The organism is Pseudarthrobacter sp. B907 (assembly GCF_040137805.1).
Taxonomy (GTDB): domain Bacteria; phylum Actinomycetota; class Actinomycetes; order Actinomycetales; family Micrococcaceae; genus Arthrobacter.
In genome coordinates this window covers 1-22,116 of sequence record NZ_JBEEQE010000027.1, presented here as the reverse complement: position 1 = coordinate 22,116, position 22,116 = coordinate 1, and the positions used below count along the sequence as shown (strand labels likewise).

Here is a 22,116-nt window from a genome sequence, read left to right as displayed (position 1 = left end):
GCGGTGGCCTGGGTGCCGGAGGCGGCACCGTCGTTGCCAGAGGTGGTGCTCCCGCCGGTGCTGCTGGCCGGCGCCGCGGGGTTGGTCCCGCCGTTGGTGGCGGCGGAGTCGCCGAGCAGCCCGATCGACGTCGCCCCGAGCGTCACCGGTGCGGTGACTGGTGCGATGACCTGGGTGCCGGAGGCGAGGCCGTCGCTGCCGGAAGTCGTGTCCGCCGCACTGGCGACTGAGGTTCCGAGTGCCAGCAGTCCGCCGGCAAAGAGGGTGCCGAGCAGCCCTCTGCGCAAGTTGGTATGCATGATGTTTTCTCCTGAAGCTGTTGGTGTTGCGGGCTGCCAGGACGGCAGTCCGATTCGGCCGTGGCCCGCCCGTTGCAGGGCAGGCAGGCGCCAACTAGTCGGGAGAGGATCCGGGGTCGAAGGACACCGGTTCGGGAGCGGCCTGGAGCGGGTGGCGGGTCTCGCACATGCCCGGGGGCGGCCGGAGCTCGAAGGCTGTGGTCTCAGCGGCGGCATACGATCCCGGACCGGACCCAGGCTGGCTGCTTGCCGCGCCGGAACCCGGGATGGCGGGGACTGCGCCGGGGACTTCGTCAGCGGGCAGGTCGTTCGCCGGCTCCCGGGCCTCGCTAGAGGCGCCCGGGCCCCAGGCGCTGGGCAGCGCCTGGTGCCGCGAAGTAGTGGGCGTGGCGCCGGATTCCGGCGGCGCGATTCCGGCGGCGGTAGCGACGCCGGGGGAACCCGGGGACGCGGTCGCAGCCCCAACCGGGTCCACTGCGGGTACCTCGGATGCGGACGCCGCTGGCGGGAGGGTGGCCACCGTCGGCAGCGACGACACGCCCGTCAGTGCGTCGGCGATCGGGTCTACTAAAGGTCCCGAACCGGGCACGAGCCCGGACACGACGGGGATGACCGTCCGGACCGCACCTGCTGCCGTGTCGGCCACGAGTTCTGCGGCAGGGGAAGCCACATCCCTCAGTGCGCTCGACGGAACGTGCGTCACGGCGGGAATTGAGGCAACAACCGGGTCAACAGAGCCCGGGAGGACGCGTAAAACCGGGGACAACAGCCCAGAGCTGTCGCCCCCGGAATCTGATGGCGGCGATTGGGGCGCGGCCGGCGGTGCCAGCGGTGCCGCAACGGAGAGCGCCGAGACGCCGGCGAGTTCGTCCTGGGAGGCGCCGGTCTCCGCGCTCGCGCTTGTCGCGGAAAGGGCCAACCACACTGCTGCCGCCGCACCGGCCAGCAGCACGGGTCGCAAAAGGCGCGAGGCGCGTCCGGAAAGTCGTTCGTTCTTCACGTGCAACACCCCCCAGGTGCGGCGCAGTAATCGAGACGATGAGTTCGGCAACTTCCGTCACCCTAGCCACACCCGCAATCGGAAGTCCAGAGCTACGGCGAGAATTTCCCAATATGATCAGCTTGCTTATTATTTTCCCGGTTCCTAAAATTGAAGGGGTAAGGCACCAAGATCGCTGCGGGGGACTTGGCCGGCTCGACGGCCGGCAACCCCTCGCGCTGGCCCCAGGAGGACACATGTCGGAGCACACCATTGCAGGCAAAAAGGTCGCGTTTCTGCTGACGGACGGCGTCGAACAGATCGAGCTGACCAGCCCGTGGAACGCCGTCAAGGAAGCCGGTGGCGAGCCCACCCTGGTGGCGCCCAAGGGCGGAAAGCTGCAGGGCTACGACGGCACCGAAAAGGGAGAGACCTTCGACGTCGACCTCGCCGTTGACCAGGCCAGGGCCTCCGACTTCGACGCCCTGGTGATCCCCGGCGGCGTCGTCAACGCCGACCATCTCCGGATCCACAAGGGCGCCCAGGACTTTGTCCGCGGATTCTTCGAACAGCACAAGCCGGTGGCCTCGATCTGCCACGGTCCCTGGCTGCTGATCGACGCCGGCGTCGTCAGCGGGCGGAAGGTGACCTCGTACCCCACGTTGCAGACCGACCTGAAGAACGCAGGCGCCCACTGGAGCGACGAGGAAGTGGTGGTGGATCAGGGGCTCGTCACCAGCCGGAACCCGCACGACCTGCCGGCGTTCAACAGCAAGCTGCTGGAAGAAATCGCCGAAGGCGAGCACGCCGGCCAGACCGCCTAGGCCGAGCGCCGCCCGCCGAGCGCCGCCCGGCGGGATCTGCCGTTACCTGGCCGGGCTGTCCGGCTGTCCGTGCCGGAGCCGGGCCTATGAACTGTGCCCGATTTCCGGCAGGATATGCCCTGTAAGCCGCGCCGGAGCGGCGGCGGCCGTCTGCCCGCTCTCTCGCCACCAGCCATCAAGGAGTCCCGGATATGACCACCCTCAATCCCTACCTTGGCTTCCGCGACAACGCGAAGGATGCCATGACCTTCTACCAGTCGGTGTTCGGCGGGGAGCTGAACATGAGCACCTTCGCCGAGTTCCAGGCGAGTCAGGACCCTGCCGAGCAGGACAAGATCATGCACGCCATGCTGACAAGCGACAAGGGGATGGTGCTGATGGGGGCCGACACGCCGAACAGCATGGACTACACCCCCGGCAACAACTTCTCGGTATCCCTCAGCGGCACCGACGAGGCGGAGTTGCGCGGCTACTGGGACAAACTGTCCGACGGCGGCACGGTCAGCATGCCGCTGGAGAAGGCCCCTTGGGGCGACACCTTCGGCATGTGCAAGGACAAGTTCGGCGTGGACTGGCTCGTCAACATCGCGCCGGCCGCCGGCTAGCGATCAGCCGCCGGCCGGGCACCCCGCGGCAGGGGTGCCCGGCCGGCGTCTCGCCCTGGCTCAGTCGGGGCTGGTGTCCGTGGTGAGGCCGCGGTCGTCTGCGGTCTTTTCGTCCTGTTCTTCGGCCGGTCCGGGCACTTTATTCGCGTCGCCTTCGCCGGGGGCGTGGCCCTCCGCGGCGCCCGCTGGTGCGCGCGACGTCGGCGCCGCGGCGCCCGTGCCGCCGCCGGCGCTGCCGGGGTCGCGCGGAACGGGCGTCCCGTCCTCTTCCACCCCGTCGCTGACGATGTCTTCCGGGTCGGTCGGTGTGCTGCTCATGCGTTCCTCCGATGCTGGCCTGCGGGACGTCCGCCCCGGATGTTCCACCCAAGGTACAGGGGGCGCCGGGCTTTGTCAGTATGCTTACTAGACGCTGATCCAAGGCGCCGAACAGAAACGAGACCACCATGAGCAGGCCCGTGCGCATCGAGGTTGAGGCCGCGGGACACCTCGGCCACGTCTTCGCCTCCCGGCGGCCGGCAGGCGCGGCAGGGGGAACCGCCGTCGTCCTGATCCACGGAATCGGCGCCTCGCACCGTTACCTGCAGCGCCTTCACAGGCTGCTCGCGGAATCTGTGGACACCTTCTCGATCGACCTGCCGGGGTTCGGTGCCACCCCCAGGCCGGCGCACACGCTCAGCGTGCCGGAATACGCCACCTACATCCTCGGTGCCCTCGAGCAGCTTGGCGTGCTGGAGTTCGGGGTGGTCGGGCACTCGATGGGCACGCAGTTCGCGGTCGAAGCGGCGCGGCGGCAGCCGTCGCGGATCCCACACGTGGTGCTGATGGGTCCGGTGGTCAACGACCGGCGGCGCACCGTGGCGCAACAGGCCCTGGCGCTCGGCCGCGACTGCCTGTTCTTCGAGAGCCCGTCCTCCAACGCGCTGGTCTTCACCGACTACCTCCGCTGCGGACCCAGCTGGTACCTCAAGAACCTGCCGGTCATGATGGACTACCCGATCGATGAAAGGATCGGCGGCGTCACGGCGCCCGTGCTCGTGCTGCGCGGCGCGAACGACCCGGTCGCGCCGGCGGACTGGTGCCGCCGGCTGGCGGCCCGCGCAGCCTCCGCAACGTTCCTTGAAATCGAGGGAACCGGGCATGTGGTCCAGCACAACCGGGCCGTCCAGGTCGCCGACTCCATCCTCGGCTTCACCGGCGTCGCGGCTTCCGGAAGCGAAACCGCCCAGAGGTTTACCCCGTGAGTTCGGTGCTCCGGCTCGCCGGCTGGTGGGCCCTGGACTACGCCTACGCCGCCGGCCGGCAGCTGCGCAGCGCGGTCTCCCGGGTAGGCCCCGACGAGTTCCTCAGCGGCGCCGGCCGGCCCGTCGTCGTCATCCCCGGCATCTTTGAGGACTGGCGCTTTATGCTGCCGCTGATCCGGGAGCTGCACGGAGCCGGGCATCCGGTGCACGTGGTGACGGTGCTGCAGCGCAACCGGCTTGCCGTCCCCAAAGCGGCGGCCCTGATTGCCAGCTACCTCCGCGATCGGAACCTGCGGGACACCCTGATCGTGGCCCACAGTAAGGGCGGACTGATCGGCAAATACGTGATGATGTCGCTGGATCCGGAGCGGCGGATCACTAGGATGGTCGCCGTCGGATCCCCGTTCTCGGGCTCGCGGTACGCGGGTTACATGCTGCTGCCGAGCCTGCGGGCCCTGTCCCCGCGCAGCGCGGTCACCCTCCAGCTCTCCCGCGAACAACGCGTCAACGAGCGGATTACCTCCGTCTACGGGCTCTTCGACCCGCACATCCCGGAGGGCAGTGTGCTCCCCGGCGCCCGGAACGTGCCGCTGGACACGGGCGGGCACTTCCGGATTCTCGCCCATCAGGTCACCATCAGCACTGTCCTGGCGGAGGCGGAGGCGGCGGAGGCGGCGGCGGCGGCGCCCCGGGTGCCTGCGACACCGACGGCCGCCGGCCCGGAGGGCTAATCCTCGAAGTGGGTCCGTGCCGGCCCGTGGCCCAGGGCGTCAACAATCGCCGCGGCAACGGTGTGCAGCTTGACATTGCGGGTGCTGGACGCCGCCTTGAGCAGCTCGAACGCCTCGGCCTGGCTGCAGCGGTTCTGCGCCATGATGATGCCGATCGCGACGTCGATCGCGGTGCGGGTCTCCAGCGTCGCCTTGAGGTTGACCGCCGTCTCGCTGAAGTGCGCGAACCGCACGGCCAACCCGAGCGCCATGGTCGTCTGGCTCACGAAGATGCTCGCCAGCTGCTGGGCCCGATCGTCGAAGCGGTGCGGCCGGTGCGAATACAGATTGAGCGCCGCCCGGGTTTCGCCGTCGAGCAGGAAGGGGACGGCCAGGATGGAGCGCATGCCGTGCTCCCGGACCCTGGCGGCGGACTGGGGCCAGCGCGGGTCAGCATCCAGGTCGGCAATGTGCACCGTGACCTGTTCCCGGGAAGCGGTCACGCAGGGGCCGTCGCCGAAGCCGTACTGGATCTCGTCCATGGCCTGCGCCGCTGCGCTGCTGCTGGAGACGGTGGCCGCCTTCCGCTGCCGGAGCAGGGTGATCCCGCACAGGATTTCATCACCGGGCTCGGACAGGCTGCGGGCCGAAACCCTGGCTAACTCGCCGAGGAATTCCTCCACGTCGGCACTGTTCAACACGAGCTGGTGCAGGTGCTGGTTGATCGATGTTGCGGTTGACTCGCTTACCACTATTCCTTGATGCCGTTTCGCTCGAACCGAATCGAACCGGCCAGGCGCGGCGCACCACAGCGAGGAAGGGGGCGGCGGTAGCGGCAGCGAAGCCGGATCGAATAACTATCCAACGGCCTTCTGCTAAACCGTACCGAAAAGAGATTATATACGGGACTTTGCCGGCGTTTCACCTGCCCTTCACCCCTGCCAAATGACTCCAGGCCGCCGCCGACGTAGTCTTAGCCGTACCTTGAGGTATCCGGACGGAATCTGTATGCCACAGCTAGACACCCGGGAGGCCGCCTCCCGGCCCCTGACCGTCGCCGACGCGGCCCGGACCGACGCGGCCACGGTGCTTGCCCGCCTGGGGTCTGCCGCGGGCGGGCTCGCCCAGGCCGAAGCGGCGGAGCGGCTCGCGCTGCTGGGGCCGAACGCGGTCCGCACCCACGAGGCAAGCGGCTGGTCGGTGCTGGGGCGGCAGTTCCGCAGCCCCATCCTGATCCTGCTGCTCATCACCGCCGGGCTCTCGCTCTTTCTCGGGGACGCCACCAACTCGATCGTGATCGGCGTGATCCTGCTCGTCAGCGTCGGTCTCGGCTTCAGCAACGAATTCCGGGCCGAACGGGCGGCCGAGGCCCTGCATTCGCGGGTCACGCACACCGCCGTCGTGCTCCGGGACGGGACCGCGCGCGAGGTGGACGTCACCGCCCTGGTGCCCGGCGACGTCGTGCAGCTGGGACTCGGCGCCATCATCCCGGCGGACCTGCGGCTGTTGTCCGTCAAGGACCTGCTCTGCGACGAGAGCATCCTGACTGGAGAGTCGCTGCCGGTGGGGAAGGATCCCGCCCCGGTGGCCGGCGGGGCCGCGCTGGGCGACCTGACATCCTGCCTGTTTATGGGAACCGTGATCCAGTCCGGCAGCTGCACCGGGGTGGTGGTGGCCACCGGGGGCCGGGCGGAATTCGGCCGGATCGCGCTCGGCCTGGGCGAGCGGCAGCCGCAGACCGAGTTCCAGCTCGGGCTCAAGCGCTTCTCCTTCCTGCTGCTTCAGGTCGCCATCGGGCTGACCTCGCTCATCTTCGTCGCCAACCTGCTGCTCCAGCGCCCGGTGATCGAGTCGCTGCTGTTCTCCCTGGCCATCGCCGTCGGGATCACCCCGCAGCTGTTGCCCGCCGTCGTCAGCACCAGCCTCGCAACGGGCACCCGGCAGCTGGCCAAACGCAGGGTGCTGGTCAAGCGGCTGGTCTGCATCGAGGACCTCGGCGACATGGACATCCTGGTCACGGACAAGACCGGGACCCTCACGGAGGGCCGGATCAGCTTCACCGCGGCCCTGCCGGTGGCCGGCGGCGTGTCCGCGGACCAGCTGTTCACGCTGGGGCTGCTCGCCACCGAGGCGGACTACACGGAGGCGAAAAAGTCCGTGATCGGGCAGAACCCGCTGGACGCCGCACTCTGGGAGTCCCCGCAGGCCGCGGCGTTCGAACCCGCCCGCTTCGAACGGCTCGACGTGATCGATTTCGACCACCAGCGCCGGCGGACCAGTGTGCTGGTCCGCGACGCCGGCGGCCCCGCCCGGATCATCACCAAAGGCTCGCCGGAGGATGTGCTGGCGCTGTGCGGCGCCACGCCGGCCGCGGTGCAGGCCCTGCTGGATGAACAGTTCGACGCCGGTTCCCGGGTGGTGGCCGTGGCGACCAGGAACGCGGCCGGGCTGGATGACATGTCACCGGCCGACGAGAAAGACCTGGACCTGGCCGGGTTCCTGGTCTTCCTCGACAAGCCCAAGGCCAACGCACGGGAGTCCCTGGACCGGCTCGAGGCGCTGGGCATCACGGTCAAGATCGCCACCGGGGACAACGCCAAGGTGGCGGAGCGGGTCTGCGACGAGCTCGGGGTGCTTTCCGGCGGGACCATCACCGGGTCTGAGGCAGAGGCAATGTCCGATCCGGAGCTCAGCGCCGCCGCCCGCGAGGCCAGCATCTTCGCCCGCGTCTCCCCGGAGCAGAAGGCCCGGATCATCCGGCTGCTGCGCCAGAGCGGCGGAGCGGTCGGGTTCATGGGCGACGGCGTGAACGATGCGCTCGCGCTGCACCAGGCCGACATCGGCATCTCCGTGGACAGCGCCACGGACGTCGCCAAGGACGCCGCCGACGTCGTGCTCCTCGACAAAGACCTCGGGGTGCTGGCCGACGGCGTGATGGAGGGCCGGCGGATCTTCGCCAACACAATCAAGTACGTGCTGATGGGCACCTCCAGCAACTTCGGCAACATGTTCAGCGCGGCGACGGCGTCCGTGGTGCTCAGCTTCCTGCCGATGCTGCCCGGACAGATCCTGCTCAACAACCTGCTCTACGACACCGGCCAGCTGGCCATCCCCGGCGACCGGGTGGACAGGGAACAGCTGCTGGCCCCGGCCCACTGGAACATCGCGTTCATCCGGCGCTTTATGTTCCTCTTTGGCCCGATCAGCTCGGTCTTCGACTTCGCGACGTTCGCCCTGATGCTGTTCGTCTTCGACGCCGTCCCGGGGGAGTTCCGGGCGGGCTGGTTCATCGAATCCATCGCCACCCAGACGCTGATCATCTTCGCCATCCGGACCCGCCGGGTACCGTTCCTGCGCAGCCGGCCCTCCCTCGGACTGCTCTGCGCCGCGCTGGGGGTGGTGGCCCTGGGCGTCTACCTTCCGCTGTCCCCGCTGGCCGCCGTGCTGGGCTTCGACCCGCTGCCGGTGCCCTTCTTCCTGGCCCTGCTGGGCATGACCGTGGTGTACCTGGTGCTGGTGGAGATCGCCAAGCATTGGTTCTTCTCCCGCGCCGCCCAGCAGCCCGCCGTGCCGGTGCTGCCGCGGGTCCGCCGCCGGGGCAAGGACCACCACGTGGCCCGGCGCGCGGCACGTTTCAGCACCCCGGACGCCGCCACCCGGCACGCCCGCCGGGCGCCGCTGGCACCCCGGCGGGGGAGGGGCGCCCGGCGGAAACGAAACCGGGTACAAGGGCCCTCACATCCCCGGAACTCCTGACGGATAGTGGGAGAAAGCGGCCACGCTGCTCCGATGCCCACGCTGCTCCGGTGCCCAGCCTCCTCCGATGCCCAGCCCGCGGAGCGCATCCCAGGAGGGGCCCGTCGGCCGGCGCCCGATTGGAAAGCCAAGACAATGAGCATTTTTGAAGACAGGGTCGACGCCGGGCGGCAGCTGGGGCGGCGTCTGGCGGACCTTCGCGGCAAGGACCTGGTGGTCCTTGGCCTTCCGCGCGGCGGGGTCCCGGTGGCGTTCGAGGTTGCCGCCGCGCTGGATGCACCCCTGGACGTGATCGTGGTTCGCAAGCTCGGGCTGCCGTATCAGCCGGAGCTCGCCATGGGGGCGATCGGCGAGGGCGGGGCCCGGGTCCTCGAGGAGCATGTGCTGGCCCAAGCCAGGGTCAGTGAGGCGGAACTGCAGGCCGTCGAGGACCATGAGCGGGCCGTGCTGGAAAACCGCGTGGCACGGTTCCGGAAGGGCCGCACCCGCCAGGACCTGACCGGTCGCATCGCCGTGATCGTCGACGACGGCATCGCCACCGGGTCGACCGCCCGGGTCGCCTGCCGAATCGCCCGCAAACTGGGGGCCGCGCGGGTGATCCTGGCGGTACCTGTCGCCCCGGCCGACACCCTCGCGGGCCTGAGCGAACCCGATGAAGTGGTCTGCCTCGCCACGCCCCGGCAGTTTTCCGCCGTCGGCTACCACTACCGCGACTTCTCGCCCACCGAGGACGACGAGGTGATCCAGTTGCTCGACGCCGCCGCACGGCGGCTGAAGGACTCGCCGCCTCCGACCGGCACGTCGGCGGTCACCGAGGATCCAATGGAGTTCGATGAAGAGGTGGAGATTCCGTCCCGGGGAGTGCGGCTGCAGGGCCAGCTCCACCTGCCGGTGCCTGCCCGCGCCGTGGTGGTTTTTGCCCACGGGAGCGGGAGCAGCCGGCACAGCCCGCGGAACCGGTTTGTGGCCAGTGTGCTGCAGCGCGCCGGCCTGGGCACGCTGCTGCTGGACCTGCTCACGCCGGCGGAGGAACGCAACCGCGCCAACGTCTTCGACATCGAGCTGCTGGCACGCAGGCTGTCCTCGGCCACCGACTGGCTGGCCACCCGCGCGGACACCGCGTCAAGTGCGGTCGGCTACTTCGGCGCGAGCACCGGGGCGGGGGCCGCGCTGTGGTCCGCGTCCGAACCCTCCGCCCGGGTGGCCGCCGTCGTATCCCGCGGCGGACGCCCCGACCTTGCCGGTCCGCGGCTCTCCGCGGTGCGGGCGCCGACGCTGCTGATCGTGGGAAGCTTCGACTATGAGGTGCTGGAGCTGAACCGCAAGGCCAAGGCCATGATGCGGTGCCCCAACCAGCTGGCCGTGGTCCAGGGCGCCACCCATCTTTTCGAGGAACCCGGGACATTGGCCGCGGCGGCCATCCTGGCCCGGGACTGGTTTACCAGGTACCTTTTGCCCGAGACCGTACCGTCCCACAAGGAGTGAACCATGACCTACACCTACACCGCTGCCGTCCCGCTCGGCTGGGCGGATGCCGTCGAGAAGACCCGCGCCGCCCTGGCGGGCCAGGGCTTCGGGATCCTGTCCGAGATCAACGTCCGCGACACCTTTGCGGCCAAGCTCGGCGAGGACGCGGCACAGGCCCTGGGCGACTACGTGATCCTGGGGGCCTGCAACCCGCAGCTGGCGAGCCGGGCCCTGGCGGCCGAGCCGGAGATGGGGGCCCTGCTGCCGTGCAACGTGGTGGTCCGGCGAGCTCCCGGCGCGGCGGAAACGACCGTGGACGTGATCGACCCGCAGACCATGGTGCAGCTCAGCGGCAGCCCGGCGGTCCGGGAGGTGGCGGACGACGCCGGCACCCGGCTCCGCGCCGTCGTGGCCCAGTTGGCGGCGGACAACTAGGGGGCTCCTAGGCGCCGTGCACCTTGTGAGTGCCGCCCCGGCGGGCCCGGTAGGCGTAGACCAGCAGGGCGATCCCGCCGAGGATCATGCCGGCGGGGACGGCGAAGTCCAGGGCAATGAGCGCCGCCGTGGCCTGCAGGGCGAAAATTGCGCCCAGCACGCCGAGGGCTGCGGCTGGAATCAACGGCCACTTCATCCGGTCCTGGTGCTCTGAAGGTCCGTCGGACAGCCGCACCCGGACCAGTGACAGCAGACCCAACGTTGCCGCCAGGCCCAGGAACAGGACGGCGGCGACGGCGGTGCCGGGAAGCCCCGGCGGGAGGGCCACAATGACTGCCAGTGTGACCATCACCCCGCTCGGGATCAGGGCCCACCAATTGCCCCGTTCGCGCAGGTAGACCGCGGCAAAACCGGCCGCCATAAACAGGAAGAGGTAGGCCCCGCCGCCGTCGCCCGGGGAGAGCTGCGCGGCGGTGATGACCGCGGCCAGGCCCAGGAACACCGAGCCCGGGATGGCCGCCCACCAGTTCTCCCGGCTGCGGACGAACAGGGACACGAACACCAGCCCCACCGCGGTGAAAATCAGCGGCGGCAGGAACGCGGCGATTTTGAAGATGCCGAGCAGGTCCAGCAGCAGTAGGCCGCCGACAGTCATCAGGACAATGCCCGCGACAATACTTGTCTTTGCCGATTTCACCGTTGGCCTCCCGGAATCCGGCGGGCGCCCTCGCCGCTCTGTTAACTCAGGCTATGACGCCCCGGGGAGGCGCCGTAGGGCACAAAGCCCCCGCCCTCAGCGTCCCCGGCGGCGCCTGCTGCGCGGGCGGCGGCGCTCGACACGGGCGCGGATGCCCAGCAGCATCCGGCGCTCCATCAGGAACTGCAACGGCTCAAGCACCACCCGCAGCGGAATGCCCAGCGGCAGCGGCGAGTAGTCATAGCGGGTCCGCGCCAGCAGCCGGGTGCTGCGGGAGCCGAGGGGCTGCAGGACAAAGGTCCAGCCAACTTCCAGCCGCGGACCGCTCACCCGCCGTCGGTCCCACGCGCCATCCCCGGCAGGCTGCCCGGTGCGCGGGTCCAGGGTGCCGCCCAGGGCCAGCACCGTCTCGGGTTCGAGCCGCCGGACCGGAATGCCGCCGCTGGCGGACAGTGGAATGATGTCGCCGACGGCGAGCTGCTGGAACTCCGGGTGGATCCGGTCGGCGCTGTGCATGCCGAGGCCCGCCGCATTCTCGAGGGCGTCGTAGCTGTACATCCCGCCGCGGCCGGCCCCGAGTTGGACGAGCCACGGCCACACGGCCGACGGCGGGGCGGCGATGCTGACGGCCCGCGTGCTCTGTAGCCGGGGCGTCGGAACCAGTTCATCGCCCGCCAGCGGGCCAGCGGCCTCCTGCGAGGTCGCGCCCCAGTTCAGCAGGCGCGGCCGGACGGCGAGGACGTAGCCCGCGGCCGCGGCCGCGGCGCCAAGCGCCGCCAGCGGGCCCTTCCATCCGGCCGGTCGCTTCCATCCGGCCGGTCGCTGCGCGCGGGACGCGGCGCGGCCGATCCGGCCTGAGCTCATGCGCCCGGCTGGCCTTCGCGGGACTCCTGGCCCACCACCAGCACCGGGCAGTGGGCGTGGGCCGCGCAGGCGCCGCTGACCGAACCCATGACCTGCGCGAGGAAGCCGCCCTGTCCGCGCCGGCCGACCACCAGCAGCTGGGCATCCTTGCTCTCGTCGATCAGCACCTTGGCCGGCGACCCGAATTTGACCTGCCGGGTGAGCCGCTCCGGGCGTGCGTCCCCGAAGGCCCGCTCCAGGGACTGCTCCACGAGGCGCTTCGCGGTTTCCTCCAGCTCTTCGGTGGAGGCGGTGCGCTCCTCCGGCAGGTGGGATGCGAGGAAGAAATCCGAGGTGCCCAGGCACGTGATGACCTCCAGCGGGGCGTTCAGGCTGGCGGCCATGCGTCCGGCGAGCCGGAGCGCCGTCGTCGAAAATTCCGAGCCGTCCACGCCCACGACTATCCGCTGATCTCCGCTCATGGCACCCACCTTTCCGGGTCGACCCGGCAGCGCCTAGGGCCAAAGGTCACCGCGGTCTGCGGCGGGTCCGTGGCCCGCCGGGGGTGCGCCGCGGCCGCCGGCCGTTCTAGGGTGGGGGGAACGCAGGCAGCCGACCACCGAGGAGACCCTGATGAAAATTGCAGTGACCGGAGGAAGCGGAAAGCTCGGCAGGAACGTGGTCCGCAGGCTCACCGACGACGGCCATGAGGTCACCAATCTGGACCAGGCGGGCGAGCGGGAGCACGGATTCACCCGCGTGGACCTGCGCGACTACGGTCAGGTGCTGGACGTCATCCTGGGCCTGGATGACCGGCACGCCGGGTTTGACGCGATCGTGCACCTGGCGGCCATCCCGGCCCCGGGCCTCGCCCCGGACGCGGCGACGTTCGAGAACAACATGCAGGCCACCTACAACGTGTTCCAGGCAGCACGCCGCGCCGGCATCAAGAAAATCGTCTACGCCTCCAGTGAGACCGTGCTGGGCCTGCCGTTCGACGTCGATCCGCCCTACCTTCCGGTGGACGAGGAGTACCCGGCCCGGCCGGAGAGCACCTACTCGCTGGTCAAACACCTCGAGGAGCAGATGGCAATCCAGCTCACCCGCTGGGATCCGACGCTGAGCATCACCGGGCTGCGCTTCTCCAACGTGATGGATCCGGAGGACTACGAGGAGTTCCCCTCCTTCGACCACGACGCCCGGCTGCGCAAATGGAACCTCTGGGGCTACATCGACGGCCGCGACGGCGCGCAGGCCGTGGCGCGGGCGCTGGAGCACGGCACGCCCGGCTTCGAGGCCTTCATCGTCGCCAACGCGGACACTGTGATGAGCCGGCCCAGCAGCGAGCTGGCCGCCGAGGTGTTCCCGAACGTCGCGGTGGTCAGGGAGCTCGGCGAGCATGAGACCCTGCTCTCGATCGAGAAGGCCAAGCGGCTCCTCGGCTACGCCCCGGAGCACAGCTGGCGCAATTACCACTCGCTGCGCACCACCCCCACCGAGGACTGAGGCGCAGCCCCACCCCGACCGACCCGACCACTGAGGAGTTCCATGCACTACCGCACCCTGGGCAACAGCGGCGCCGTTGTCTCCAACTACGCGCTGGGCACCATGACCTTCGGCGCCGAGGCGAGCGAGGAGCAGTCCCGCGCCATCCTGGACGCCTACTTCGAGGCCGGCGGCAACTTCATCGACACCGCGGACGTTTACAGCTCCGGAGTATCCGAGGAAATCATTGGCCGGTGGCTGGCCGACCGGGCCCAGCTCCGGGACCGGGCTGTTGTGGCCACGAAGGGCCGCTTCCCGATGGGCCAGGCACCCAACGACGTCGGGACCTCCCGCCGTCACCTGGGCCGGGCGCTGGATGACTCGCTGCGCCGGCTCGGCGTCGAGCAAATCGACCTCTACCAGCTGCACGCCTGGGACCCGGTGACTCCGCTGGAGGAGACGCTCCGGTTCCTGCACGATGCTGTCAGCAGCGGCAAGATCGCCTACTACGGCTTCTCCAACTTCCTGGGCTGGCAGCTGACCAAGGCCGTCCACGTAGCCAAGGCCCACGGCTGGAGCGCCCCCGTGACGCTGCAGCCGCAGTACAGCCTGCTGGTCCGCGAGATCGAGTCGGAAATCGTCCCGGCCTCGCTCGACGCCGGTATCGGGCTGCTGCCCTGGTCGCCTTTGGGCGGCGGCTGGCTGTCCGGCAAGTACCAGCGCGACCAGCCGCCCGCCGGTGCCACCCGGCTCGGTGAAAATCCCAAGCGCGGGATGGAGGCATGGGAGGCCCGCAACGGTGACCCGCGGACCTGGGACATCATTGACGAGGTGAAGGAAACGGCCGCCCGGCACGGCGTCAGCGCCTCCCAGGTGGCGCTGGCGTGGCTCGCGGACCGGCCGGCGGTCACCTCGGTGATCCTGGGCGCGCGGAGCACTGAGCAGCTCGCGGACAACCTGGCGGCAGCGGACCTCCGGCTCACCGACGCGGAGACGGATCGGCTGACCGAGGTCAGCCGGCCCCGCGTCGGCGTGTATCCGTACGGGCCCATGGCCCAGGAGCAACGCAGCCGAAAGCTCGAGGGCGGGCGCTAAAGGAAGAGCACGCGGTCACCACGAGCCCGGGAATCCGCAGGGCCGCAGCTGGCCGCGTGTCGTGGTGCTTACGCTGGACCGCCCTGGTGGCTGGACCATATGTCGCCGATCTCCTCGGTGGACTGTTCCACGATCCTGCGCATGGCCGCGTGGGCGGCGTCCATCTCGCCGCGCTGGATGGCGCTGGCCACCTCCACGTGCAGCTGGAGCGCCTCATGCTGCGGCAGGTGCGGCATCAGCCCGTGCTCCGTCCGGCCGGTGAGGACCTCGGCGACGAGGTTGTGCAGCTGGGAGAACATCGGGTTGCCGGAGGCCCGGAGCACGGTGACGTGGAACGCGATGTCCAGCCGCAGGAACTCGTCCTGGTCACCGCGCTGGCCCGCCGCCCAGAGCCGCGCGGCCTGCGCGACGAGGTCGCTGCCGGTGTCCCAGGAGGCCCGCTCGGCGGCCAGCCGGGCGGCCTGCGGTTCGATTGCGCCCCGCAGTTCGTTCAGGGCGCGCAGCTGGTCCACCCGGCGGGAGGAGGCCAGCCGCCAGCGGATCACCTGCGGGTCGTACAGGTTCCAGGACTCCTCCGGCTGCACCACGGTGCCCAGCCGGCGTCGGGATTCCAGCATGCCCATGGAGGCGAGCACCCGGGTGGCTTCCCGAACCACCGAACGGGACACGCTGTGCTGGGCCTCCAGCTCGTCCAGACGGAGGATCGAGTGCGGCGCCAGGCTCCCCTCGGCAATGGCGAGCCCCAGGGTCTGGACGAGCACGGAGTGCAGGTCAGCTGAAGACTCCGCCTTTGGGGTTTGCATGAATAAATCATACGGGTGGGCGCAAGGGGTTGTTTAAGTCTGCTTTATTTCTCTAAGATCGCTCCAGAGCAGATGTAAAGATGCATCCGCGGGTGGCTGGAAGTTGATCCGGCCCTGAAGACAAGGGAGTCGTAATGAAGCGGCGTTCAATTGTGAAGTACGCGGCCGTAGCCGCGGCGCTGTCGCTCGGCCTGACCGCCTGCGGCGGCGGCAGCGGCGATGCCAAGGCCGCCGGCACGGTGCGGGTCACGCTGGCCAACCACGTGTGGACCGAGGGCATCAAGGCAGCCATTCCGGAATTCGAAAAGGCCACTGGCCTCAAGGTCGAGCTCACCCAGCTCGGCGAGGACCAGCTCTCGGACCAGTACAACGTCAAGCTCAACGCCGGCAGCGACGAAATCGACGTCATGATGTACCGCCCGCTCCAGGAGGGCAAGGCGTTCGCGAAGAACGGCTACCTCGCCGACCTGACGTCCAAGGTCTCCTCGGACGCCAGCTGGGATTGGAAGGACTACCAGGAGGGCCCGGTCAAGGCCTCCACCGTGGACGGCAAGGTGGTCGGCGTTCCGATCATCACCGAACGCGAGGTGCTCTACTACCGCAAGGACCTGCTGCAGGCAGCCGGCGTCGCGGTCCCCAAGACCATGGACGAGCTGCAGGCAGCCGCCAAGAAGATCTCGGAATCCACCCCGGAGACCGCCGGCTTCGTGGCCCGTACCGGCAAGTCCGCCGCGGTCACCCAGTTCTCCAGCTTCCTCTACAGCTTCGGCGGCGACTTCACCGACGGCAGCGGCAAGTCCGCCGTCGGCAGCGACGCCGCGAAGAAGGCGTACTCCTTCTACGGCGGCCTGATCAAGAACTACGGCCCGAAGAACGTCAGCACCGACATGAGCTGGCCCGAGGCGATGGCCATCTTCACCCAGGGCAAGGCCGCCTTCTACACCGAGGCAGACTCGCTGTACAAGAACGCCACCGATCCGGCCAAGTCCAAGGTCGCCGACAAGGTCGGTTTCGCCGCCCTGCCCGCCGGCCCGGCCGGTTCCAAGCCGTACAACATCCCGTCCTGGGGCCTCGCCGTGAACAAGGCCTCCGGCAACCAGGACAACGCCTGGAAGTTCATCCAGTGGGCCACCAGCAAGGACCGCACCCTGCAGGCCCAGAAGGCCGGCGTTCCCGGCCCGCGTGCCTCGGTCTGGGCTGACCCGGCCGGTACCTCCACCTACCCGAAGGACCTGGCTGAGGCCATCGCGGCCAGCGCCAAGAACGGCGTGGGCCACGACCGTCCCGAGGTTGTCACCGTGGGCAAGGCCCGCGAAATCGTCGGCGCCCCGATCGTTGCCACCATCACCGGTGCCGATTCCTCGGCCGCGGCCGACACGGCCCACGACGCCTTCCAGAAGTTCCTGGACAGCGAAAAGAAGTAGCGCCCCGGCGGTCCGCGCCTGACGCCTGGTGCCCAATGCCAGGCGCCGGACGCGAACCATNGGAATTCGGCCAGCGCGGCCCGCATCAGCGGCACGCGCCCGAGGAGCTCCTCGTCCGGGTAGGACAGGCACCAGGCGGCGGCGAGATAGACGATCTGCTGGCGGCGGGTCACGGCTGGTCCTCCGCGGCCGCCAGAGTGCCCGGCTCGGGCGGCCTTTCCGGGAAGAGTCCCGCCGGTGCTCCTGTTCCTTCCCATTCGCGCACCTCCCCCCCCCCCCCCCCCCCCCGCGGCCATGCTCTGAACTTCACCCCCAACTCCTTAGGTGAACCATGTCTGTACTGAACACCTCCCGCGGCGACACCGCCCGTGACACCGCGGCCGGGTCCGGCCGCGCCGCGGCCCGCACGCCCGGCCCGCGGAAGAATTTCTCCGCCTGGGCCAACCGGCACCGCAAGTGGCTCTTCGCCGCACCGGCGATGATCTTCGTCGGCGTGTTGATCGTTTTCCCGCTCGCGTGGACGCTCTACCTGAGCCTCACCGACTCACAGGGCTCGGTCCGCGCCGCCTCCGAGTTCGTCGGCCTCGAGAACTACCTCACGGTGCTCTCCGACGTCGAACGGTTCTGGCCCGCCGTCGGCCGCACGCTGAGCTTCACCGGCGTCGCGCTGGCCTGCGAAGTTGTTCTGGGCATGGGCATCGCCCTGCTGCTGTGGCGGCCCTTCCGCGGCGAAAAATGGGTGCGCGTCGCCATCCTGCTGCCGCTGGTCGCCACCCCGGTGGCCGTCGGCATGATGTGGCGGCTGATCTTTGACCCCAACATCGGCTTCGTCAACCAGCTCCTCGGCATGATCGGCATCCCCCCGCAGCCGTGGCTCTCCGGCCAGGACACCGCCCTGGGCACCACGATCTTCATGGACATCTGGCAGTGGACCCCCATGGTGGTCCTGATCCTGCTCGCCGGCCTGACCTCGCTCTCCGAGGAACCGGACGAGGCCGCCCGGATGGACGGCGCCAACGCCTTCCAGCGCTTCTTCTTCATCACCCTGCCGCTCATGATGCCGACCGTGATCGTCGCCATCCTGCTGCGCGGCATCGATGCCCTGAAGACCTTCGACATCCTCTACGCCACCAAGGGCAAGGGCGGCGGGTCCTTCCACGAGGTGGAGACCCTCAACGTCTACGCCTACGGCCTGAGCTTCGACTACAACCAGTACGGGCTCTCCTCGGCGGTGCTGATCCTGTTCTTCATGATCATCATCGTCACCATGTGGCTGCTGACCATGCGCAAGAAAGCGGTAAGCAAATGACCGTCCTGAACCAGACCACCGAAAACACCACGGCCGCCCGGCCCGCGCCCGCTCCACGCCGCCGCAAGCCGCTGGCCACCCGCGCCTACAAGGTGTTCCGGGTTGTCGCGCTGATCGCCGTCGTGCTGTTCCTGATCGCCCCGCTGTTCTGGATGCTGCTGGCCTCCTTCAAGACCAACGTGGACATCTACGACACAGCCAAGTCGTTCGTCTTCACCCCCACCGGCGAGAACTACGCCAACGTGCTGCAGCGCAACAACTACTTCGTCTTCATCTTCAACAGCTTCTGGGTGGGGTTCGTCTCCACCGCGCTGTCCCTGGTCCTCGGCGTCCCGGCGGCCTACGCGATGAGCCGCTTCACCATGCACCGCTCGGCGCTGGTGGTCCTGATGGCCCGCGTCATCCCCGGCGTCTCGCTGCTGGTGCCCTGGTACTACGTCTTCTCCAACCTGAAGATGGTGGGCGGCTTCGAGGTCCTCATCCTCAGCCACATGTTCGTGGCGCTGCCGCTGATCGTCTACATCATGATGAGCTACTTCGATTCGCTGCCGCTGGAGCTGGAGGAATCGGCCCAGGTGGACGGGCTCACCCCGATCGGCGCGTTCCGGCGCATCACGCTGCCGCTGTCCGTCTCCGGGATCGCCACCGCCGGCATCCTGTCCTTCATCTTCTCCTGGAACAACTTCATGTTCGCCCTGGTGCTCTCCGGGTCCAAGACCAAGACCCTCCCGGTGGCGATCTTCGACTTCGTCTCCTACGCCAGCATCGACTGGGGTGGCCTGATGGCCGCCGCCACCGTGGTCACCATCCCGATCATGATCATTGCGCTCTTCACGCAGAAATACATCGTCTCCGGCCTCACCGCCGGCGCGACCAAGGGCTAGGCCACCGATGACACGCATCAGCAGGATTGAGACCTTCCTCGTCGCCCCGCGCTGGCTCTTCGTCCGGATCGAGACCGACAGCGGGATCGTCGGCTGGGGCGAGGCCAGCTGCGAGGGCCGCAGCGAAACGGTCCGCACCGCCGTCGACCAGCTCTCCGAGCTGCTCATCGGCAACGACGCGCTGCGGATCGAGGACCACTGGCAGGTCATGACCAAGGGCTCCTTCTACCGCGGCGGCCCCATCCTGGCCAGCGCCGTTTCGGGACTGGACCAGGCCCTCTGGGATATCGCCGGCAAGCACTTCAACACCCCCGTGCACCAGCTCCTGGGCGGCCACGTCCGCGACCGGATCCGGATGTACGGCTGGGTGGGCGGCGACGAGCCTAACGAGGTGGCCGACCAGATCAGCGCCCAGTTGGAGGTCGGGCTCACCGCCGTCAAGATGAACGCCAGCGGCCGGATGAGCCCCGTCGCCTCCGTCGCCGAGCTCGACGGCGTCGTCCGCCGGGTCGCGGCCGCCCGCGAGGTGCTCGGGGACCACCGCGACGTCGCGGTCGACTTCCACGGCCGCTTCAGCCTGGCCAACGCCCGCCGGGTGGCACCGCTGCTGGAGCCGTACCGGCCGTTCTTCCTCGAAGAACCCGTGGTCCCGGAGAACACGCACCTGCTGCGCGAATTCACCTCCTCCACCACGACGCCGGTCTCCACCGGCGAGCGGCTCTACAGCCGGCAGGAATTCCTGCCCGCGCTGCAGGCCGGCATCGCCGTGGCCCAGCCGGACCTCTCGCACGCCGGCGGCATCACCGAGGTCCGCAAGATCGCCTCGCTCGCCGAAATCTACGAGGTCCAGCTGGCCCCGCACTGCCCGCTGGGACCGCTGGCGCTGGCCGCCTGCCTGCAGGTGGGCTTCGCCACCCCCAACTTCCTGATCCAGGAACAAAGCATCGGCATCCACTACAACCAGGGTGCCGAAGTCCTGGACTACGTGGTGGACAAAACCCCGCTGAAATTCGTCGACGGGCACATCGAGCGCCTCACCGGCCCCGGCCTCGGCATCGAGATCGACGAGGCCGTGGTCCGGGCCGCGGACAAGCGCGGCCACGCCTGGCGCGGGCCCGTCTGGCGCCACCCCGACGGCGCCTTCGCAGAATGGTGAACAACATGGCATCCCAGCCCACCCCCGAGGACCTGCTCGCCGGGATCCGCGAGGCCCGCCTCGTGGCGATCGTGCGCGGTACCGACGGCGGAGCCGCCACCAAGGCCGCCCTCGCGGCCATGGAGGAAGGCTTCCGCTACGTCGAAATCGCCCTGACCACCCCGGACGCGCTCGCCGCCATCCGCGCGGTCCGTGCCGCCGCTCCCGCCGGCTGCTTCGTCGGAGCCGGCACCGTCCTCACCGCCGCGGACGTGGCGGAGGTGGCCGAGGCCGGCGGCCAGTTTATGGTGACGCCCTCGCTGGCGAGCTCCATCCAGGAATCCGCACGCCTCGGCATCCCCGTCCTGGCCGGCGCGCTGACCCCCAGCGAGGCGTACGAGGCGATGAACCGCGGCGCCACCGCGGTGAAACTTTTTCCCGCCTCAATCGGCGGACCCGGCTACCTCAAGGCACTCCGCGATCCTTTCCCCGGCATCCCGTTCATCGCGGTGGGCGGCGTCGGGCTGGACCAGGCGGACGGATACTGGGACGCCGGCGCGGTCGCCGTCGGACTCGGCGGGCCGCTGTTTGGCGACGCCGGCTCGGGCGGCGACCTTGCCCCGGTGCGCGAGCGAGCGCGGGCGTTCGTTGGCCTGGCCGCCGGCTACGGCCGGGGAAGCGCCGCGGAGCCTGCGCGGTGAGCGTGGACCTGCTCACCGTCGGCGAATCGATGGTCTCGCTGCGCTCGGCGGGCCCGCTGTCCGCCGGCGGCAGCCTGGCCATGCACGTGGCCGGGGCGGAGTCCAATGTCGCCGCCGGCGTCGCCCGGCTGGGGCACAGCGTGGCCTGGGCCGGCGTCGTGGGCGCGGACCCGCACGGCGAATTCATCCTGCGGCAGCTGCGGAGCGAGGGCCTGGCAGTGCACCACCGCGTGGATGCCGCCCGCGCCACCGGGGTGATGTTCCTGGAGCGGCGCACCGCGGACATCAGCCGCGCCTACTACTACCGCGCCGGGTCCGCGGGCTCCACGATCAGCCGCGGGGACGTGGACCGGGCCTTCGCCGCCCGCCCCCGGGTCCTGCACCTGACCGGCATCACCGCCGCCCTCAGCCCGGAAGCCCGGCGCGCCGTCGAATACGCGGCCGCACGCGGCGCCGCCGAGGGCCTGGTGGTCTCCCTCGACGTCAACTACCGCAGCAAACTCTGGTCCCGCGACGAGGCCCGCGCCGTCCTCACCCCGCTCGCCCGGCACGCCACCGTCCTGGTGGCCTCCGACGACGAACTCGGCCTCGTCGCCGACGGCGGCGCCGCCGCCGGAACGGACCCGGACGCCGCCGAACTGGCCATGGCCGCCGAGCTGCTGGACCGCGGCGTGCGGGAGGTGGTGGTCAAACGCGGCGCCGCCGGCGCCGGGGTGCACACCGCCGCCGGCCGCCGCGAGGCCCCCGCCGTCCCCGTGACCAGCATCGACACCGTCGGGGCCGGGGACGCCTTCACCGCCGGCTACCTGTCGGCCCTGCTCGACGGCGGCGACGTCGCCGAGCGACTGCGCCGCGGCACCCTTGCCGGCGCCTTCGCGGTCAGCACCGCCGGTGACTGCGAGGGCCTGCCCAGCGCCGCGGAACTCGCGCTGCTGGGCACCGTCCCGGACGGCAGCACGCAGCGCTAAGACCCGAACCCCGGACCCCCTCCCGACCGACACCGAAAGCCTGGACCTGTTGTGAAAATTATTGCCGCCGACGTCTTTGTCACCAGCCCCTCCCGCAACTTCGTGACCCTGCGGATCACCACCGAGGACGGTGTGACCGGGATCGGCGACGCCACCCTGAACGGCCGTGAGCTGGCCGTCGCCGCGTATCTCAAGGAGCACGTGGCGCAGTTGCTGATCGGGAAGGACCCGCACCGGATCGAGGACACCTGGCAGTTCCTCTACCGCTCCGCGTACTGGCGCCGCGGTCCGGTCACGATGGCCGCGATCGCCGCCGTGGACATGGCGTTGTGGGATATCAAGGGCAAGCTGGCCGGGATGCCGGTGTACCAGCTCCTGGGCGGGGCATCGCGGAACGGGCTGCGGGCCTACGGTCACGCCTCCGGCTCGGACCTGGAGTCCCTGTTCGACTCG

At 69.7% G+C, this 22,116-nt stretch carries 22 protein-coding genes and 2 pseudogenes; 16 read left to right on the top strand and 8 right to left on the bottom strand.

Annotated elements, in window-relative coordinates; genetic code table 11:
• Both ABLI39_RS17075 and ABLI39_RS17070 read right to left on the bottom strand, forming a co-directional pair.
• A pseudogene (locus ABLI39_RS17075) lies at positions 1–299 on the bottom strand (cell wall anchor protein); the annotation flags it as partial.
• Positions 300–393: 94 nt separating this feature from the next.
• On the bottom strand, positions 394–969 hold the full coding sequence (locus tag ABLI39_RS17070) for a hypothetical protein (protein ID WP_349414751.1): 576 nt from the start codon (positions 967–969) through the stop codon (positions 394–396).
• A 566-nt stretch (positions 970–1,535) separates the two neighbouring features.
• Here ABLI39_RS17070 and ABLI39_RS17065 point away from each other — a divergent pair.
• Positions 1,536–2,102 carry a type 1 glutamine amidotransferase domain-containing protein gene (locus ABLI39_RS17065; RefSeq protein WP_349414750.1) on the top strand — a complete coding sequence of 189 codons (567 nt, stop codon included), beginning with the start codon at positions 1,536–1,538 and terminating at the stop codon, positions 2,100–2,102.
• Between the two features lie 191 nt (positions 2,103–2,293).
• On the top strand, positions 2,294–2,707 hold the full coding sequence (locus ABLI39_RS17060; RefSeq protein ID WP_349414749.1) for a VOC family protein: 414 nt from the start codon (positions 2,294–2,296) through the stop codon (positions 2,705–2,707).
• A 60-nt stretch (positions 2,708–2,767) separates the two neighbouring features.
• Here ABLI39_RS17060 and ABLI39_RS17055 read toward each other — a convergent pair whose 3' ends face one another.
• A complete protein-coding gene (locus ABLI39_RS17055) occupies positions 2,768–3,025 on the bottom strand; it encodes a hypothetical protein (RefSeq protein WP_349414748.1) in 258 nt (85 codons plus the stop codon).
• Positions 3,026–3,153: 128 nt separating this feature from the next.
• On the opposite strand from ABLI39_RS17055, the gene ABLI39_RS17050 reads away from it, so the two are divergent.
• Together ABLI39_RS17050 and ABLI39_RS17045 are read left to right on the top strand one after the other, a co-directional pair.
• A complete protein-coding gene (locus tag ABLI39_RS17050) occupies positions 3,154–3,951 on the top strand; it encodes an alpha/beta fold hydrolase (protein ID WP_349414747.1) in 798 nt (265 codons plus the stop codon).
• Positions 3,948–4,682 (top strand): esterase/lipase family protein, encoded by a 735-nt coding sequence (locus ABLI39_RS17045; RefSeq protein ID WP_349414746.1) that lies wholly within the window; start codon positions 3,948–3,950, stop codon positions 4,680–4,682. Before ABLI39_RS17050 ends, ABLI39_RS17045 begins: the two co-directional genes overlap by 4 nt.
• Here the strand turns inward: ABLI39_RS17045 and ABLI39_RS17040 are convergent.
• Complete coding sequence (locus tag ABLI39_RS17040; RefSeq protein ID WP_349414745.1) at positions 4,679–5,413, bottom strand: GAF and ANTAR domain-containing protein; 735 nt, start codon at positions 5,411–5,413, stop codon at positions 4,679–4,681. The genes ABLI39_RS17045 and ABLI39_RS17040 overlap by 4 nt on opposite strands.
• Positions 5,414–5,669: 256 nt before the next feature.
• Between ABLI39_RS17040 and mgtA the strand changes: the two genes are divergently transcribed.
• From mgtA to ABLI39_RS17025, 3 genes are all read left to right on the top strand, one after another.
• A complete protein-coding gene (mgtA, locus tag ABLI39_RS17035) occupies positions 5,670–8,417 on the top strand; it encodes a magnesium-translocating P-type ATPase (protein ID WP_349414744.1) in 2,748 nt (915 codons plus the stop codon).
• A gap of 135 nt (positions 8,418–8,552) precedes the next feature.
• Positions 8,553–9,902: a phosphoribosyltransferase family protein gene (locus tag ABLI39_RS17030; protein ID WP_349414743.1), complete on the top strand. Its 1,350-nt coding sequence runs from the start codon at positions 8,553–8,555 to the stop codon at positions 9,900–9,902.
• A gap of 3 nt (positions 9,903–9,905) precedes the next feature.
• Positions 9,906–10,319 (top strand): DUF302 domain-containing protein, encoded by a 414-nt coding sequence (locus ABLI39_RS17025; RefSeq protein WP_349414742.1) that lies wholly within the window; start codon positions 9,906–9,908, stop codon positions 10,317–10,319.
• A 7-nt stretch (positions 10,320–10,326) separates the two neighbouring features.
• Here ABLI39_RS17025 and ABLI39_RS17020 read toward each other — a convergent pair whose 3' ends face one another.
• The 3 genes from ABLI39_RS17020 to ABLI39_RS17010 all read right to left on the bottom strand — a co-directional run bounded on the left by ABLI39_RS17020 (position 10,327) and on the right by ABLI39_RS17010 (position 12,341).
• On the bottom strand, positions 10,327–11,016 hold the full coding sequence (locus ABLI39_RS17020; RefSeq protein ID WP_349414741.1) for a hypothetical protein: 690 nt from the start codon (positions 11,014–11,016) through the stop codon (positions 10,327–10,329).
• A 96-nt stretch (positions 11,017–11,112) separates the two neighbouring features.
• Positions 11,113–11,880 carry an SRPBCC family protein gene (locus tag ABLI39_RS17015; RefSeq protein ID WP_349414740.1) on the bottom strand — a complete coding sequence of 256 codons (768 nt, stop codon included), beginning with the start codon at positions 11,878–11,880 and terminating at the stop codon, positions 11,113–11,115.
• Positions 11,877–12,341: a universal stress protein gene (locus ABLI39_RS17010; protein WP_349414739.1), complete on the bottom strand. Its 465-nt coding sequence runs from the start codon at positions 12,339–12,341 to the stop codon at positions 11,877–11,879. The genes ABLI39_RS17015 and ABLI39_RS17010 overlap by 4 nt, the downstream gene beginning before the upstream one ends.
• Before the next feature lie 151 nt (positions 12,342–12,492).
• Here ABLI39_RS17010 and ABLI39_RS17005 point away from each other — a divergent pair, with 151 nt between their 5' ends.
• Both ABLI39_RS17005 and ABLI39_RS17000 read left to right on the top strand, forming a co-directional pair.
• The gene (locus ABLI39_RS17005) at positions 12,493–13,365 is read left to right on the top strand and encodes an NAD-dependent epimerase/dehydratase family protein (protein ID WP_349414738.1); all 873 of its coding nucleotides are present in this window, start codon (positions 12,493–12,495) and stop codon (positions 13,363–13,365) included.
• 42 nt (positions 13,366–13,407) lie between these two features.
• A complete protein-coding gene (locus ABLI39_RS17000) occupies positions 13,408–14,439 on the top strand; it encodes an aldo/keto reductase (protein WP_349414737.1) in 1,032 nt (343 codons plus the stop codon).
• Positions 14,440–14,507: 68 nt separating this feature from the next.
• On the opposite strand, the gene ABLI39_RS16995 is transcribed toward ABLI39_RS17000, so the two are convergent.
• Positions 14,508–15,242 (bottom strand): FadR/GntR family transcriptional regulator, encoded by a 735-nt coding sequence (locus tag ABLI39_RS16995; protein WP_349414736.1) that lies wholly within the window; start codon positions 15,240–15,242, stop codon positions 14,508–14,510.
• A gap of 134 nt (positions 15,243–15,376) precedes the next feature.
• Between ABLI39_RS16995 and ABLI39_RS16990 the strand changes: the two genes are divergently transcribed.
• From ABLI39_RS16990 to ABLI39_RS16960, 7 genes and pseudogenes are all read left to right on the top strand, one after another.
• Positions 15,377–16,666, top strand: coding sequence for an ABC transporter substrate-binding protein (locus ABLI39_RS16990; protein WP_349414735.1), 1,290 nt, complete (start codon positions 15,377–15,379; stop codon positions 16,664–16,666).
• Positions 16,667–16,997: 331 nt separating this feature from the next.
• Positions 16,998–17,975 carry a carbohydrate ABC transporter permease gene (locus ABLI39_RS16985; RefSeq protein ID WP_349414734.1) on the top strand — a complete coding sequence of 326 codons (978 nt, stop codon included), beginning with the start codon at positions 16,998–17,000 and terminating at the stop codon, positions 17,973–17,975.
• Positions 17,972–18,859, top strand: coding sequence for a carbohydrate ABC transporter permease (locus ABLI39_RS16980; RefSeq protein WP_349414733.1), 888 nt, complete (start codon positions 17,972–17,974; stop codon positions 18,857–18,859). Before ABLI39_RS16985 ends, ABLI39_RS16980 begins: the two co-directional genes overlap by 4 nt.
• A 7-nt stretch (positions 18,860–18,866) precedes the next feature.
• Complete coding sequence (dgoD, locus tag ABLI39_RS16975) at positions 18,867–20,015, top strand: galactonate dehydratase (RefSeq protein WP_349414732.1); 1,149 nt, start codon at positions 18,867–18,869, stop codon at positions 20,013–20,015.
• A gap of 5 nt (positions 20,016–20,020) precedes the next feature.
• Positions 20,021–20,695 (top strand): bifunctional 4-hydroxy-2-oxoglutarate aldolase/2-dehydro-3-deoxy-phosphogluconate aldolase, encoded by a 675-nt coding sequence (locus ABLI39_RS16970; RefSeq protein WP_349414731.1) that lies wholly within the window; start codon positions 20,021–20,023, stop codon positions 20,693–20,695.
• On the top strand, positions 20,692–21,663 hold the full coding sequence (locus ABLI39_RS16965) for a sugar kinase (protein ID WP_349414730.1): 972 nt from the start codon (positions 20,692–20,694) through the stop codon (positions 21,661–21,663). Before ABLI39_RS16970 ends, ABLI39_RS16965 begins: the two co-directional genes overlap by 4 nt.
• Before the next feature lie 51 nt (positions 21,664–21,714).
• A pseudogene (locus ABLI39_RS16960) lies at positions 21,715–22,116 on the top strand (bifunctional D-altronate/D-mannonate dehydratase); the annotation flags it as partial.

What these genes read in the sequence shown, in the direction of transcription:
- mgtA (WP_349414744.1), top strand. Translation starts at nt 5,670, where the DNA reads ATGCCACAGCTAGACACCCGGGAGGCCGCCTCCCGGCCCCTGACCGTC.
- dgoD (WP_349414732.1), top strand. Translation starts at nt 18,867, where the DNA reads ATGACACGCATCAGCAGGATTGAGACCTTCCTCGTCGCCCCGCGCTGG.
- ABLI39_RS17030 (WP_349414743.1), top strand. Translation starts at nt 8,553, where the DNA reads ATGAGCATTTTTGAAGACAGGGTCGACGCCGGGCGGCAGCTGGGGCGG.
- ABLI39_RS17050 (WP_349414747.1), top strand. Translation starts at nt 3,154, where the DNA reads ATGAGCAGGCCCGTGCGCATCGAGGTTGAGGCCGCGGGACACCTCGGC.
- ABLI39_RS17065 (WP_349414750.1), top strand. Translation starts at nt 1,536, where the DNA reads ATGTCGGAGCACACCATTGCAGGCAAAAAGGTCGCGTTTCTGCTGACG.
- ABLI39_RS16970 (WP_349414731.1), top strand. Translation starts at nt 20,021, where the DNA reads ATGGCATCCCAGCCCACCCCCGAGGACCTGCTCGCCGGGATCCGCGAG.
- ABLI39_RS17000 (WP_349414737.1), top strand. Translation starts at nt 13,408, where the DNA reads ATGCACTACCGCACCCTGGGCAACAGCGGCGCCGTTGTCTCCAACTAC.
- ABLI39_RS17005 (WP_349414738.1), top strand. Translation starts at nt 12,493, where the DNA reads ATGAAAATTGCAGTGACCGGAGGAAGCGGAAAGCTCGGCAGGAACGTG.
- ABLI39_RS17055 (WP_349414748.1), bottom strand. Translation starts at nt 3,025, where the DNA reads ATGAGCAGCACACCGACCGACCCGGAAGACATCGTCAGCGACGGGGTG.
- ABLI39_RS16995 (WP_349414736.1), bottom strand. Translation starts at nt 15,242, where the DNA reads ATGCAAACCCCAAAGGCGGAGTCTTCAGCTGACCTGCACTCCGTGCTC.
- ABLI39_RS17010 (WP_349414739.1), bottom strand. Translation starts at nt 12,341, where the DNA reads ATGAGCGGAGATCAGCGGATAGTCGTGGGCGTGGACGGCTCGGAATTT.
- ABLI39_RS17025 (WP_349414742.1), top strand. Translation starts at nt 9,906, where the DNA reads ATGACCTACACCTACACCGCTGCCGTCCCGCTCGGCTGGGCGGATGCC.
- ABLI39_RS17015 (WP_349414740.1), bottom strand. Translation starts at nt 11,880, where the DNA reads ATGAGCTCAGGCCGGATCGGCCGCGCCGCGTCCCGCGCGCAGCGACCG.
- ABLI39_RS16980 (WP_349414733.1), top strand. Translation starts at nt 17,972, where the DNA reads ATGACCGTCCTGAACCAGACCACCGAAAACACCACGGCCGCCCGGCCC.
- ABLI39_RS16990 (WP_349414735.1), top strand. Translation starts at nt 15,377, where the DNA reads ATGAAGCGGCGTTCAATTGTGAAGTACGCGGCCGTAGCCGCGGCGCTG.
- ABLI39_RS17060 (WP_349414749.1), top strand. Translation starts at nt 2,294, where the DNA reads ATGACCACCCTCAATCCCTACCTTGGCTTCCGCGACAACGCGAAGGAT.
- ABLI39_RS16985 (WP_349414734.1), top strand. Translation starts at nt 16,998, where the DNA reads ATGTCTGTACTGAACACCTCCCGCGGCGACACCGCCCGTGACACCGCG.